Annotated in this window: 10 protein-coding genes and 1 tRNA gene; 7 read left to right on the top strand and 4 right to left on the bottom strand. The window is 72.6% G+C overall.

All coding sequences use genetic code 11. The annotated features are described in order from the left end of the window. Nucleotides 1–157 precede the first annotated feature (157 nt). Nucleotides 158–628, top strand: coding sequence for a DUF485 domain-containing protein (locus STRBO_RS0135690; RefSeq protein WP_005485793.1), 471 nt, complete (start codon nucleotides 158–160; stop codon nucleotides 626–628). Beyond that, nucleotides 625–2,283, top strand: a complete 1,659-nt coding sequence (locus STRBO_RS0135695) for a sodium/solute symporter (RefSeq protein WP_005485794.1) — start codon at nucleotides 625–627, stop codon at nucleotides 2,281–2,283. The genes STRBO_RS0135690 and STRBO_RS0135695 overlap by 4 nt, the downstream gene beginning before the upstream one ends. A gap of 224 nt (nucleotides 2,284–2,507) precedes the next feature. Here the strand turns inward: STRBO_RS0135695 and STRBO_RS0135700 are convergent, their stop codons facing one another. The 3 genes from STRBO_RS0135700 to STRBO_RS0135710 form a co-directional block, all read right to left on the bottom strand. Then, a complete protein-coding gene (locus STRBO_RS0135700) occupies nucleotides 2,508–3,383 on the bottom strand; it encodes a V-type ATP synthase subunit E family protein (protein WP_005485795.1) in 876 nt (291 codons plus the stop codon). A 304-nt stretch (nucleotides 3,384–3,687) separates the two neighbouring features. Beyond that, the gene (locus tag STRBO_RS0135705) at nucleotides 3,688–6,372 is read right to left on the bottom strand and encodes an SUKH-4 family immunity protein (RefSeq protein ID WP_005485796.1); all 2,685 of its coding nucleotides are present in this window, start codon (nucleotides 6,370–6,372) and stop codon (nucleotides 3,688–3,690) included. Between the two features lie 7 nt (nucleotides 6,373–6,379). Beyond that, the gene (locus STRBO_RS0135710; protein WP_005485797.1) at nucleotides 6,380–7,390 is read right to left on the bottom strand and encodes an SMI1/KNR4 family protein; all 1,011 of its coding nucleotides are present in this window, start codon (nucleotides 7,388–7,390) and stop codon (nucleotides 6,380–6,382) included. A gap of 324 nt (nucleotides 7,391–7,714) precedes the next feature. Between STRBO_RS0135710 and STRBO_RS0135715 the strand changes: the two genes are divergently transcribed. Further along, a complete protein-coding gene (locus tag STRBO_RS0135715; RefSeq protein ID WP_005485798.1) occupies nucleotides 7,715–8,215 on the top strand; it encodes a YwqJ-related putative deaminase in 501 nt (166 codons plus the stop codon). A gap of 214 nt (nucleotides 8,216–8,429) precedes the next feature. Beyond that, complete coding sequence (locus tag STRBO_RS0135720) at nucleotides 8,430–8,924, top strand: SUKH-3 domain-containing protein (protein ID WP_005485800.1); 495 nt, start codon at nucleotides 8,430–8,432, stop codon at nucleotides 8,922–8,924. A gap of 151 nt (nucleotides 8,925–9,075) precedes the next feature. On the opposite strand, the gene STRBO_RS0135725 is transcribed toward STRBO_RS0135720, so the two are convergent. Then, nucleotides 9,076–10,419, bottom strand: a complete 1,344-nt coding sequence (locus tag STRBO_RS0135725) for a sensor histidine kinase (RefSeq protein WP_020115613.1) — start codon at nucleotides 10,417–10,419, stop codon at nucleotides 9,076–9,078. Between the two features lie 395 nt (nucleotides 10,420–10,814). Here STRBO_RS0135725 and STRBO_RS0135730 point away from each other — a divergent pair. The 3 genes from STRBO_RS0135730 (at nucleotide 10,815) to STRBO_RS0135740 (ending at nucleotide 13,545) form a co-directional block, all read left to right on the top strand. Further along, nucleotides 10,815–10,889, top strand: a tRNA-Gln gene (locus STRBO_RS0135730). 122 nt (nucleotides 10,890–11,011) lie between these two features. Continuing rightward, nucleotides 11,012–12,460, top strand: coding sequence for a bifunctional UDP-N-acetylglucosamine diphosphorylase/glucosamine-1-phosphate N-acetyltransferase GlmU (glmU, locus tag STRBO_RS0135735; protein WP_028797032.1), 1,449 nt, complete (start codon nucleotides 11,012–11,014; stop codon nucleotides 12,458–12,460). A gap of 110 nt (nucleotides 12,461–12,570) precedes the next feature. Next, a complete protein-coding gene (locus STRBO_RS0135740; RefSeq protein ID WP_005485805.1) occupies nucleotides 12,571–13,545 on the top strand; it encodes a ribose-phosphate diphosphokinase in 975 nt (324 codons plus the stop codon). Nucleotides 13,546–13,706 lie beyond the last annotated feature (161 nt).

Below are 13,706 nucleotides of genomic sequence, written 5' to 3' on the forward strand. Positions count from 1 at the left end.
ACACCCCAGGTCAGCGTGAGATACGTCTAGTAAGCGCATACCGACCGATCAGTTTGTCGAAAAGCTCGCACACCGCCGCACCCACGAGTAGCGTTCACGCCCGCCCCCCGCTCCCTGCGGTCCGCACCGGACCCGAGCCGCGCAAGGAGACAAAGGGATGACCGACGCTTTCTCGTCACCCCCGCACCAGCCCCCGCACCGACCGCCTCACCGACCGCCGTACCCGCAGCACACCTCGTCCCCCTCCTACCAGACCTATCCCTGGGCCCCCCAGGAACCGGTCACGGTCCCGGCCCCCCGGTCCGCCCGCACGCCCTCCTCCCTCGGTCACCACAGCGACCTGCGGGTGCTGCGCAGCGCGTACCGCTGGCAGCGGCGGGTGGCGACGCTGGCCGCGCTGGGCTACTTCGTGCTGTTCCTCGTCCTGTCGGCGTTCGCCCCGTCGTTCATGACCAGCGAGATCAGCGGCGGACTGTCCACGGGGCTGCTGCTCGGCCTGCTCCAGGTCCCGGTGACCTGCCTGGCCATCTGGCTGTACGAGCACACCGCGCGCCACCGGGTCGATCCCCTGGCCGACCGCATCCGCGACCTGGCGGATGTGGACGCGCGGCGGGGGGCCACCCGATGACCTCCCTCACCCCCCTGACCACCGCCGCGGGCGGCCTCGCCGAGTTCAGCGGGTCGGCCCGGGCGATGTCGCTCGTCGGATTCACGGCGGTCGCCACGATCACCCTGCTGCTGTGCGTGATGACGGGCCCGGACCGGGACGACCTCGACGAGTTCTACACCGGCTACAGCTCCCTCTCCCCCATGCGCAACGGCCTCGCCATCGCGGGCGACTACATCTCGGCGGCGACGGTGCTGGGCACCGGCGGAGTCATCGCCCTCTTCGGCTACGACGGCGTCGTCCTCGCCCTCAGCACGGCCCTGTCCCTGATGCTGCTGATGTTCCTGCTGGCCGAACCCCTGCGCAACGCGGGCCGGTTCACCATGGGCGACGCGCTGGCCCGGCGGATGCCCGGCCGGTCCGTACGCATCGTCGCCTGTGTCGTCACCATCGCCGCGCTGATGCCGATGATGCTGGTCCAGCTGGCCGGCACCGGCGACCTGCTGGCCTTCATCCTCGGCTTCTCCAGCGAGAGCCTCAAGACCGGCGTCGTGGTGATCGTCGGCGCGCTGATGATCGGCTACGCGGCGATCGGCGGCATGAAGGGCACCGCCCTCATCCAGATCATCAAGATCGTGATGCTGCTCGGCTCCGGTGCGCTGGTCGCCGTACTGATCCTGAACAAGTTCGACTGGGACCCCGGCCTGCTGCTCGGCACGGCGGCCGAACGCAGCGGCATCGGCACCGGCTACCTCCACTCGGGGCTGCAGTTCACGAGCGGCCCGCACCCCGAACTCGACATGATCAGCGCCCAGTTGACGGTCGTCCTCGGCGGCGCCTGCCTCCCCCACGTCACCATGCGCATGTACACGGCGAACAGCGCCCGTCAGGTCCGCCGCTCGCTGTCCTGGGCGGTCCCGTCCGTCGCCCTCTTCGTCCTGATCATCTCGGTGATCGGCTTCGGCGCGACGGCCCTGATCGGCCGCGAGGTGATCGCGGCGGCCGACCCGCAGGGCAACACGGCCTATCTGCTGGGCTCGATGGCGGCCTTCGGCGCCGAGGTGTCCACGGCGGAGACCCTGCTCTTCACCACGGTCACCACGGCGGTCTTCCTGACCCTCCTCGCCTCCGTGGCCGGCATGATCCTCGCCTGCGCCAACTCCCTCGCCCACGACGTCTTCGCGGCCCGCGCGGCCGAGCCCCTCAGCCAGCGCCGCGAGATGACCATCGCCCGGCTCTCGGCCTGCGCGGTCGGCACCGCCGCGATCGTCCTGGCCACGATGGTCCAGCACCGCAACCTCCAGCCCCTGGTCACCCTCTCCTTCTGCCTGGGCGCCTCCGCCATCGCCCCCGCCCTCGTCTACGGCCTCTTCTGGCGCCGCTACACCCGTACGGGCCTGATGTGCACCCTCATCGGCGGCAGCCTCTCCGTCCTGATCCTCATGACCGGCACCAACCTCGTCTCCGGCTCCCCCTACGCCGCCTTCCCCCGCGCGGACTTCAACTGGTTCCCCTTCACCACCACCGGCCTCGTCTCCATCCCCCTGGGCTTCCTGGCGGGCTGGCTGGGCACGCTCGCCTCCGGCCGAACCCGGGCCGCGGAGCAGCGCCGTCAGTACGAGGCGGTGGAGGGCCGGATCCTGGCGGGTGCGACGAGGGGGGCGGACCAGGGGTGAGGGGAGGCGCCCAGTGACTCGGGAGTGCGGGCGCGTGGCGGGTGCGGGTCCGGTGGCGGGTGCGGGTCCGGTGGCCGGGTCCGGTGGCGGGTCCGGTGGCGGGTCCGGGTCCGGTGGGGCTTCTCGCGCGGTTCCCCGCGCCCCTGAAAGACCAGCCCCCGCTCACCCGCACACGAGAATTCACCCGAAGACGCGCCCCTAACGCCTAGGGGCCCGGCCGCCCCCTAGTCCGTCAACGCCGACAGACTGTCCCGGATACCGTCCATCTGCGCCCGCACCTGATCCCACCTCTCCCCGTGCTCCCGCAACACCCTCTCCGTCTCCCGAGCCACCCACTCCTCCCGCCGCCGCGCCTCCGCCAGCGCCTCCGCGGCCCGCTCCTCCGCGTCATCCTGCATCCGCGTCGCCCCGGCCTCCGCGTCCGCGAAATCCTGCTCGGCCTCGGCGAGGGCGGCCTCCGCGCGGGCGAGCCGTTCGGCCTGCCCCGCATCGAACGCGGCCTCCCGCTCGGCCTCCTCCCGCTCGATGCCGGCCACCCGCTCGTCGTACTCCTTGACCAGTTCGGCGAGCATCCCCTCGGTCCGCTCCCGCACCTCCCGCAGCGCGGCCAGCGCCTCGCCCCGCTTCTCCTTCACCCCGCGCCGGGCCTCGATCCGCAGTTCGTCGGCCTCGGTCCGGGCGGCCAGCAACACCTGCCGGGCCCATTCCTCGGCCTCGCCCCGCACCTCGTCGGCGTACGCCTGCGCGGCCTCCCGCAGCCGCAGCCCGGCCTCCTCCGCCTCGGCGACGATCCGCCGGGCGCCCTCGCGGCCGCCCTCGCGCACGGCCGCGGCCTCCTCGACACCGAGGGCGAACAACTGCCGCGCGCCCTCGCCGAGCGCCTCGTACGTCTGCGGGGTCAGCCCGGCGACCGTCTCGCGCAGCCGGTCGAGTTCCATGCCCATCTCCCGGGCCAGCACGGTCAGCCGGGCGGCCCGCTCCCACGCGGCGTCCCGGTCCCGGGAGAGGGCCGCCGCGTGGACGTCGACCTGGTCGGTGCGGTAGCCACGCCGTACGACGTCGAACTCGAAGTCATGGGGTGCCGTCGGTGCGCTGCTCATGCTGGGCCCTCTCCGCCGGACGCACACGAAATGATGATTTCGCGCACATCTTGATGTATGGGGCAGAAGTGTTCATAACGCGACACTCCGTGCGGGGGTCACGGGAGAGCCCGACGGGCACGGGAAACCGTCGCGGGAACAGGAGCAGCCGACGGGCACGGACAGCGGACGCGGGCGGCGGACAACAAGCGCGGGCGGCAGGCGCAGGCAGCAGGCGCGGACGCGAAGGGCCCGGCCCGGTCTCGTACGAGACCGGGCCGGGCCCTTCGCGTGCGCGTGACGCGGCCGTGTCAGCCGCGACGGATCACAGCAGTCCGTCCCACATCTGTTCCAGCAGCACCGACCACCAGCTCTCCGGCGAGGCGAGCGCCGCCGGGTCGAGGGCGGCGAGCTGCGCCTGGAAGTCGACGGTCCAGCGGCCCGCCTGCTCCTGGTTGAGCCCGAACCGCAGCCGCCACATACGGCCGAGCAGGGCCAGGCAGCGCGCGAACTCCGGCAGCCCGGTGTTCACGAACTGCGGCGGTACGGGCGCCCCGCCCGGTCCCGCCTCCACCGGCACGGCCACGATGTTCGCCGTGCCGTACTGGACACACAGCGCCTTGCCGAAGTCGCTGCCCATCACCAGGTACGAGCCCGAGTCGGCCGCCGGCTGCACCCCTCGCTCCTGGGCCAGCTCCGCCAGCGTCGGCACCGGACGGCCCGGCTGGGCCTGCGCCCAGAAGAACGGGCCCATGTCGACCGGCAGTCCGGCCACGACCAGCGTGTGCGCCACGATCGGCGGGACGCCCTGCCGCGACACCGCCTGCTGGTCGAACCGGAACACCCCCGGCCCGAACACCGCCGCCAGCTCCTGCCCGATCGCCTCCGGCGGGATCGGCGGCGCCGGCTGCACCGGGTGCAAGGGCGCCCGCACCGGCGCGTGCCGGGCCGGACCGTCCGCCACCTGGTGCAACTCGCCCTGGTGCGCGATGAGCTGGGCCATGCCCTGCTGCCGGCTCGCGTGGTCCTTGCCGTACGGGGCGATGGACGTGATGCGGGCGTTCGGCCACTGCTCACGGATCATCCGCGCGCAGTACGCACCCGGCAGCTCGCAGGACTCCAGCTCCGTGTGCAGCTCCAGCACCGCCTCCGGCGGGATGTTCATGCCACGCAGCTCATGGAAGATCTGCCACTCCGGGTGCGGCGTTCCGGGCGCCGAACGCCGGATCACCTGCTGCTCGGAGCCGTCCGGCGCCCGGAACCGCAGCACGGCCTGGTAGCCGGGCCCGACGGTCGGCTGACCGGCGGGCGGCTGCGGATAGCCGTACGCCGGCGGCGCGCCCATCGGCGGCCCGGGCACCGGCCCGGGCTGCCCCGGCATCCCGGGATGGGCCCCCGGCGGCATCCCGGGCGCCCCCGGACCGCCGACCGCAGGCCCGGCCAGCATCGTCTCGGCGTGGTGCACCGGACCGCGAGCACCAGGCCCGCCCGGCTGACCCGGAGCACCGGGGTGACCGGGAGCGCCGGGCATGCCAGGAGCCCCCGGCTGGCCCGGAGCCCCGGGCGGACCCGGCGGCTGCGGCGCGCCCGGACCACCCACGGCGGGCCCGGCGAGCATCGTCGCCGCGTGGTGCATACCGCCGGCGGGCGTACCCCCGGGCGGATTCGGCACCCCGGGGGCGCCCGGCCCACCGGGCTGCCCCGGAGCACCGGGAAGACTCTCGGGCCCGTTCGGGCCGAGCGCGGAGACCATCTGGGTCGGCACGTACCCGCCCGCCGGGGTGCCCGGCGCACCGGGCCCGGACGGCGGCGGAGGCGTACCTCCCGGACGGGCACCCGGAGTCCCCGGGGTACCGGGCGGAGCCGGGGGCGGCGGCGCACCGGCCCCACCGCCCCGGCGCGGCGGCGGCGCCGCCTTGCTCGTGGCGGCGTCGGCGATGTCACCGGCATGCGGCGGCAGCGGACGCCCCGGCGGCGGAGTACCGGGACCCTGCGGGCCAGCCGGCCCCTGCGGATACCCGTAGGACTGCGCACCCGGCGGCGGCGTCCCGGGCCCCGACGGCGGTTGCTGCTGCTGTTGCTGCGAAGGGGCGCCCGGCGCGGAGCCGGGGCTGCCCAGGGCCGGCGACACGGCCGTCCTGGGAAGCTGGCTGCCGCCGGAGATCAGCGCGGTCTGCGCGTCCGGCAGCGCGTTGGGCGCCGGAGCGTCGTCCTCGTCGCTCACCTCGGTCAGCTGCCGCGCGAACACCGTCTCCGGCAGCGGCACCGAACGGTCGTCCTCGGCATCGGCGTTGGTGTCCGTACCGGCCCACGGGGTCGCCCCGTCGGGCACCCCCGGCACCGCGTCGTGCGGCTCGGTCACCCTCGGCGGCGGCACCGCGTCGCGCACCTCGTCCTCCGGCGACGCGGCGGCCGGCCACGGCGTGGCGTCGGCCGGCGCGGCAGGCACCCCACGGCCGGCCGAGGGTGCCTGACCCACCGGCCCCGCCATCGTCTCGGGCAGCGAACCACCGCCCCCGGACCCGGCCCCGGACGCCCCGTTGGCGCCCACGGCCCCGCCCGTACCGTCGGCCGCGGCGGACGCCGCACGGGACCCGGCGCCGTCGGACGCGCCCGCGCCCGCGCGGTGATCCGGAATCCCCAGCCTGTCCGCCGCGTCCTGCAACCACTCCGGCGGAGTCAGCAGGAACGACGTCTGGTTCAGGTCCACCCGGGCCGCGGGTGCCGGCGCGGCGGCCGGAACCTCGTCCGCCCGGCCGTACTCCTCCTCGAAGCGGCGGATCACCTCACCCACCGGCAGCGACGGCCACAGCGTGGCGTCCCCGCTGTCCCGGGCGATCACCAGCCGCTGCGCGCCACCGTCCGAACGCGGACCGTCCGCCCGGTCCTCCGCCCACACCACGAACCCGAGCTCGAACTCCCGAACCCGCACCTCACGGTGCTGATAGGCCGGCAGATCCCCGTTGATCCACTCCTCGGCGCGCTCCTGCGCCTGAGCGAACGTCACCATCGAAAACTCACTCCCCCACCGAAGACACGGCAGCGCCCGCGGCGACCGGCACGGCATGTGCGAAGCCACCGTCCACCATCAGGTTCGCCACCGTCTCCAACTCCGGCGGATTGCCGGCCAGCCGGGACAGGAACGCGTCGAAGTCCGCACCCGCGGGGAGCAGCAGCCGCTCCACCCGCTCGGCCGGCGGCCACGACGGATCGACGTCACGGGCGTCGTCGTACGCGCAGAACCAGACCGACCCGATCCGGTCGCCCTTCACCTTCACCGCGAGAATCCCGCCCTGCGCGAACGCGACCGCCAGGTAGTCCTTGGTGAGATGGTCCCGCAGGCACTTGTTGACGTACACCAGGTCGTTGACCGCGGCCTCGTCCCGCACCGTGAAGAACGGCTGATCGACCAGCAGCCCCAGCTCCGCGTCCAGCGCCGCCCCGACCGGGGCGCAACCGCCCGCCGCCTTCAGGAACGACCGGTACGCACCCGGCAGCCGGTACCCGAGATCCTCCTCGACCCCCTGCACCTGCGCCTCGGTCACCGCGACCGCCGACGACTTCGGCAGCCCGAAGTGCGCCGGCCGGGTCTCCTGCAACGGCCTCGTGCCCCGCTTGTGCTGGTCCACGCGCGCCGTCGCGATACCACCGTGATGCCGCAGCAACGCCTTCACCTCGACCGGCACCAGCTCCAGCCGCCGGCCACCCGGCGCGTGATGCCACGTCCAGCCGTGCGGCGTCGCCACCGGCGGGATCGTGTCCCACAGCTCGTGCCCCGTCGCCGCCAGCGCCGCGTTCGCGGACACGTAGTCCGTCAACCGCAGCTCGTCCACCCCGAAACCCTCCGGGGGATCGGCGATCTCCGCCGCGGCGCGCGCGTAGGGCGAGAAGTCCGGATAGCCGTGCGCGTCAACACGGACACCCCTCGGATGACGCGCGGCCCGGACGGGGTCCGGAAACTGCACGACCTGCCCGGCGTAGGCCGCGTTCGGCGGCGCGGCTTGCTGCCCGAGCCGACCTGTCGTCATGGCGGTAGCCCCCTGCGGCGTTCTGTGTGACCTGCTCTGGCTGCGATGTCGCTCTGTCGTACCGCTCCCCGACAGCGGAAAAGACCCCTATACGGCCCCTTCCGCCCGCCCTCGATCGCAAGACCGAATGGATCGCGGTTGTCGACAGCCTATGCGGTACGGCGACACCGGTCACCGGGCCTCTGCTTCCGTGACCAGCCGTCACGCCACCCTCACGGAACGCCGAAGCCCGGGCGTGTCGAACTGCCCCAGCTTCCGCACGGGCCACGCAGTTTGGCACTCTGTGTCCCCTGGCGGGGTAGGTAACAGGAGGGGATCACGTTCATGAGCGCGACGCAGGCGGGACCTTCGGGCGACCCCCGCATCGGCTGGAGCACCGCGGAACAGCCGCACGCCCCCGCCCTCCTTCACCGCCGCGACGGCATCCTGCCGACCGTGGCCGCGGCCCTCTCCGTACGCGGCGAGACCCTCACCGGCACCGCCGCCCGGGGTGACCACCCCCCGCCGCTGCACCCGCTGGTCCAGGATTTCCTCGACTCCCTCGCCACCGCACAGCGCGCCCGCTTCACCGGCCGCTGCGCCGAGGCCATCCTGATCTCCCGCCACATCACCACCGCAGACGCGGCCCGCAGCAGACGCGCCGCCCGCAGACCCATGTCCAACGGCGAGGCCCGCAAGGCCCTCAAGCAGGCCAAACTCACCACCCGCCACATCCGTGAGGACGGCGACCCCCTCCACGGCGCCTTCGCCACCCCCTGCCGCTCCTGCGCGGCGCTCAGCGCCCACTTCGGCGTCCGCGTCGTGGACCCGGCACGGGACAACTGAGCCCGGCCACGGAGCCGGCGGGCCATCGCGAAACCGTCCCCGCCAGGAACCCCTCTCCCGGAGATCGCGTCAGAACACAGGAACCGCTCCGGAACCCCGGAACCCCCCGACACGCCAGGACCCCGGCCGCTCCCCGACCCGAGTTCGAACCACCGCCGAACCCCCGACGAACCCCCGCAGAGCCGCCGACGAACCCCCGACGAACAAAGGGCAGATGCACACCGACCGCACCTCCACCACCCGCTTCTCCGTCCCCGTCGACGCCGCCCTGCGCGCCGCCGGATGGCAGCCGGGACGCTGGGACATAAAGCAGGCCGAGTTCTGGGCCGACACCCTGCGCGAGCACACCTCCCCCGCCGGCCACCGCCACGCGGTCTTCCCGGCCGCCGTCGAGGCCTGGGCCGAATTCGGCGGCCTCCACCTCACCGCCCAGGGCCCCGGTCGCCGGCTCGCCCCCGCCGACCTCCACCTCGACCCGCTGCACGGCCTCCACATGGCCCGCACCCTCGGCGACCTCGGCCGCGCCCTCGACACCGAGGTCTGCCCCCTCGGCCACGAGACCGCCACCCGCGCCCTCATCGCCATCGACGCCGAGGGCCGCACCTACGCCCTCGACCACACCGGCGACTGGTACCTCGGCCCCACCATCGACTCGGCGCTCACCACGCTCCTGACCGGCACCGACCCCACCCGCCTCACCGCCACCTGAACACACGCACGCACGGACGCACGGACTCAACCGAACGACCCACGCCCACCCGACGCCCGCGAACAGGCGGCCGGGCCCGGCCGCACCCCCCAAGCGCGCAAGCGCCGGCGCGCGCACCACACGCCCCCACCGGCCACCCCGCGCGGAAGCCCTACGACGCCGGAATCACCGCCGACACCCGGAACCCCCCGGCGTCCGTGGGCCCGGACACGAAAACTCCCCCCAGCTCGGCCACCCGCTCCTTCATGCCGAGCAACCCGTTCCCCCCGCTCGGCAGCCGTGCCGCGCCCGCCGCACCCGGCACCGGCGGCGCCCCGTTCTCCACCTGCATCGCTATCTCCGCCGCCCGATGCGCGAGCCGCACCTGCGCCTTCGCCCCCGCCGCGTGCTTGTGCACGTTCGTCAGCGCCTCCTGCACCACCCGGTACGCCGTCTGCTCCACCTCCGCCGCGTACACCCGCACCTCCCCCTCCACCGACAGCTCGACCACCATCCCCGCCGCCGCCGACTGCCCCACCAACGCCTCCAGCTCGGCCAGACACGGCCCCTCACCGGCCTCGTCCTCGGCCCGCGAAGCCGCCGCCGCGGCAGCGGCCCCCACCGCCGCCAGCGGCACGGGCACCGGCGCCGGCTCCACCCGCGCCATCGACGAGAACCCCTCACCCGACCGCAGCACCCCGAGCATCTCCCGCAACTCGGTCAACGCCTGCCGCCCCATGTCCCCCACGAGCGCCGCGTTCCGCACGGCCTTCTCCGGATCCTTCCGCGCCACGGCCTGCAACGCCGCCGCGTGCACCACCATCAACGACACCCGGTGCGCGACCACGTCATGCATCTCCCGGGCGATCCGGGTCCGCTCCTCCCCCCGAGCCCATTCCGCCCGCTCCTCCGCCCGCTCCGCGAGCAGCTGCAACTCCCGCTCCAGCGAATCCGCCCGCTCCCGCAGACTCTCCATCAACCGCCGACGCGCCCCGACGTACAGCCCCAGCAGCACCGGCGGCGCCGTCAGCCCGATCGCCATCGTCGACGCCAGGAACAGCGCGAACGCGTCCCCGCCACCGACCGCCCCGTCCCCCTGCAGGTCGCTCTGCGTCGCCTGCACGAACCACACGATGAACACACCGGCGAACGCCATCCCCGACAACGCCCCGATGATCCGCCGCGGCGCCTCCGACGCCGCCAACGTGTACAGCCCCACGAGCCCCATCAGGTAGCCCATCTGAGCGGGCGCGACAGCGATGAAGACCAGCACGACCGCGACGGGCCACATCCGCCGCACCAACAGCACCGACCCGGCGAGCGCCCCGAACGCGACCCCCACGGCCTCCGGCAACGCGGCGTTCCGCGCGAACGCGACACCCTCCACCGCGCACTCGACCGCCGACATCAGCGCCAGCCCACCGTCCAGCAGCATCCCCCGCCGCCGCTCCCACCACCACGGCCCGGCTCCATCCCCCAACCCGGCCGCGGTGTGGTCTTCCCCCGTCGTGGTCATGACCCAAGCCTACGTTCGAGCGCCCCCGCTTTTCCGGCGAGTTTCCCGTACTGGCCTACACCACGCCACACATTCGAACAGAAGCGAAACCACCCGGTATCCCTCGAACTGCTGGATCGCCTACCGTTCGATCCCGGAACGGCTCATTCCGCCCGGCCGCGGTATGCCCGTGGCGCACACCAACGGCAAGTCCCTACCGGGCCGAGGGCTCCAAGGACGGGCCCCACCGCCGTACCGAGGTCCCGTGAGTCGGCACGGGCGCGACCCGTCAGGGCCGCCTCGGCATCCACGTCGCCAGAGCGCCGCCTATACCGGCGCACGGAAGGCGCCTGGTACGGCATAGTAGAAGGCGCCACTCGACGACCTGGCCAATTGTCCGGTTCAGTCGAAAATAATCCCCTGTGGTGTAATTGGCAGCACTGTGGCTTTTGGTGCCATATGTCCGGGTTCGAGTCCTGGCGGGGGAGCCAAGCTCAGTTCGGGTCCTGACCCAGCGACACGGGTCAGGACCCGACGCACATTTCCCCCTCACAACGCCCCGGTATCCTGCGGATGTCCACACCCCACACATCCACAGCCGAAGGGCATCCCCGTGAGCGCAACCCGCCCGGCAGCCGTCGTCGTACTCGCAGCGGGTGAGGGCACCCGTATGAAATCGGCCACACCGAAGGTTCTGCACAGCATCTGTGGCCGCTCACTGGTCGGCCACGTCCTCGCCGCCGCGCGCGAGTTGGAGCCGGAGCACCTGGTCGTGGTCGTCGGGCACGCCCGCGAGAAGGTCACCGCGCACCTCGCCGAGGCCGACCCGGGCGTACGGACGGCGGTCCAGGCGGAGCAGAACGGCACGGGGCACGCCGTGCGGATGGGGCTGGAGGAGCTGGGCGGGGTCGTGGACGGGACCGTGGTCGTCGTCTGCGGCGACACCCCGCTGCTGACCGGCGCGACCCTGCGGGCCCTGGCCGCCACCCACTCGGCCGACGGCAACGCCGTGACGGTGCTGACCGCCGAGGTCCCGGACGCCACCGGCTACGGCCGGATCGTGCGCGACGGCGCCTCCGGCGCGGTGACGGCCATCGTGGAGCACAAGGACGCGACCGAGTCGCAGCGCGCGATCCGCGAGATCAACTCCGGGGTGTTCGCGTTCGACGGCCAGCTCCTCGCGGACGCGCTGGGGAAGGTCAGGACGGACAACAGCCAGGGCGAGGAGTACCTCACGGACGTCCTCGGGATCCTGCGCGAGGCCGGCCACCGGGTGGGGGCCTCGGTCGCGGGGGACCACCGTGAGATCGCGGGGATCAACAACCGGGTGCAGCTGTCCGAGGCCCGGCGCATCCTGAACGACCGGCTGCTGACGGAGGCGATGCTCGCCGGGGTGACCGTGATCGACCCCGCGACCACGTGGGTCGACGTCACCGTCACGTTCGAGCAGGACGCGCTGATCCACCCGGGCACCCAGCTGCTGGGCGCCACACATCTGGCCGAGGGCGCGGAGGTCGGGCCGAACACGCGGCTGAAGGACACGCGGGTGGGGGCCGGCGCGCGGGTCGACAACACGGTGGCGGACGGCGCGGAGGTCGGCCCGCAGGCGAGTGTCGGGCCGTTCGCGTACATGCGTCCCGGTACGCGCCTGGGGCTGAAGTCCAAGCTCGGCACATACGTCGAGACCAAGAACGCGACCATCGGTGAGGGCACGAAGATCCCGCACCTGTCGTACGTCGGCGACGCCACGATCGGCGAGTACTCGAACATCGGTGCGGCGAGTGTGTTCGTGAACTACGACGGGGAGAGCAAGCACCACACGACCGTCGGGTCGCACTGCAAGACAGGTTCGGACAACATGTTTGTGGCGCCTGTCACGGTCGGGGACGGTGCGTACACCGCCGCCGGGTCCGTGATCACCAAGGATGTGCCGCCCGGTTCGCTGGCCGTGGCCCGTGGCCAGCAACGGAACATCGAGGGTTGGGTGGCCCGTAAGCGTCCGGGGAGCGCGGCGGCCAAGGCCGCCGAAGCCGCTGCCCGGGAGGACGACAGCGCGAGCTGACCGGAAACAGGTGCGCCAAGGACGTCGTACCGTGATAGGTGCACACCCGCACCCCAGCTGAGTGAGCGGCTTCCGCGCGCCTGGCTGAGAACCTCTGAGGAGACAGTGCTGTGACCGGGATCAAGACGACCGGCGAGAAGAAGATGATGTTCTTCTCCGGCCGCGCCCACCCCGAGCTTGCCGAGGAGATCGCCCAGCAGCTGGGTGTCGACGTCGTCCCGACGAAGGCCTTCGACTTCGCGAACGGCGAGATCTATGTCCGCTACGAGGAGTCGGCGCGTGGTGCGGACTGCTTCCTGATCCAGAGCCACACGGCTCCGATCAACAAGTGGGTCATGGAGCAGTTGATCATGATCGACGCGTTGAAGCGTGCGTCGGCCCGTTCGATCACCGTGATCGTGCCGTTCTACGGTTACGCGCGCCAGGACAAGAAGCACCGCGGGCGTGAACCGATCTCGGCGCGCCTGATCGCGGATCTGATGAAGACGGCGGGTGCGGACCGGATTCTGGCGGTCGACCTGCACACGGACCAGATCCAGGGCTTCTTCGACGGGCCCGTCGATCACCTGTTCGCGCTGCCGCTGCTGGCGGACTACGTGGGCGCGAAGGTGGACCGGAACAAGCTGACGGTGGTCTCGCCGGACGCGGGCCGGGTGCGGGTGGCGGACCGCTGGTGCGACCGTCTCGGCGCGCCGCTGGCGATCGTGCACAAGCGGCGCGACAAGGACGTGGCGAACCAGGTGACCGTCCACGAGGTCGTGGGTGAGGTCAAGGGCCGGGTGTGTGTCCTGGTGGACGACATGATCGACACCGGTGGGACGATCTGTGCCGCGGCGGACGCGCTGTTCGCGCATGGCGCGGAGGACGTCATCGTGACGGCGACGCACGGTGTGCTGTCGGGTCCGGCGGCGGACCGGCTCAAGAACTCGAAGGTGAGCGAGTTCGTGTTCACCGACTCGCTGCCGACGCCGGGTGAGCTGGAACTGGACAAGATCACGGTGCTGTCGATCGCGCCCACGATCGCGAGTGCGGTGCGCGAGGTGTTCGAGGACGGTTCGGTGACGAGCCTGTTCGACGAGCACTGAGTCGCCGCCGTCCGGGTTGAACCCTTGCCGGCCGGGCCGAGTGCCTGCCCTCCGGCTTGATCGATTTTTCTCCGGCCTCCCTCGCCGAGTACTCTGTTGCAGTTGCTCGGCGAGGGAGGCCGTACCCGTGTGTACGGCGGTCCGTTATCGACGCGCTCTTC

The organism is Streptomyces bottropensis ATCC 25435 (assembly GCF_000383595.1).
Taxonomy (GTDB): domain Bacteria; phylum Actinomycetota; class Actinomycetes; order Streptomycetales; family Streptomycetaceae; genus Streptomyces; species Streptomyces bottropensis.

Excerpts from the sequence above, each read along its gene's own strand:
- STRBO_RS0135705 (WP_005485796.1), bottom strand. The coding sequence starts at position 6,372 with ATGGTGACGTTCGCTCAGGCGCAGGAGCGCGCCGAGGAGTGGATCAAC.
- STRBO_RS0135690 (WP_005485793.1), top strand. The coding sequence starts at position 158 with ATGACCGACGCTTTCTCGTCACCCCCGCACCAGCCCCCGCACCGACCG.
- STRBO_RS0135715 (WP_005485798.1), top strand. The coding sequence starts at position 7,715 with ATGAGCGCGACGCAGGCGGGACCTTCGGGCGACCCCCGCATCGGCTGG.
- STRBO_RS0135720 (WP_005485800.1), top strand. The coding sequence starts at position 8,430 with ATGCACACCGACCGCACCTCCACCACCCGCTTCTCCGTCCCCGTCGAC.
- STRBO_RS0135700 (WP_005485795.1), bottom strand. The coding sequence starts at position 3,383 with ATGAGCAGCGCACCGACGGCACCCCATGACTTCGAGTTCGACGTCGTA.
- STRBO_RS0135695 (WP_005485794.1), top strand. The coding sequence starts at position 625 with ATGACCTCCCTCACCCCCCTGACCACCGCCGCGGGCGGCCTCGCCGAG.
- STRBO_RS0135725 (WP_020115613.1), bottom strand. The coding sequence starts at position 10,419 with ATGACCACGACGGGGGAAGACCACACCGCGGCCGGGTTGGGGGATGGA.
- STRBO_RS0135710 (WP_005485797.1), bottom strand. The coding sequence starts at position 7,390 with ATGACGACAGGTCGGCTCGGGCAGCAAGCCGCGCCGCCGAACGCGGCC.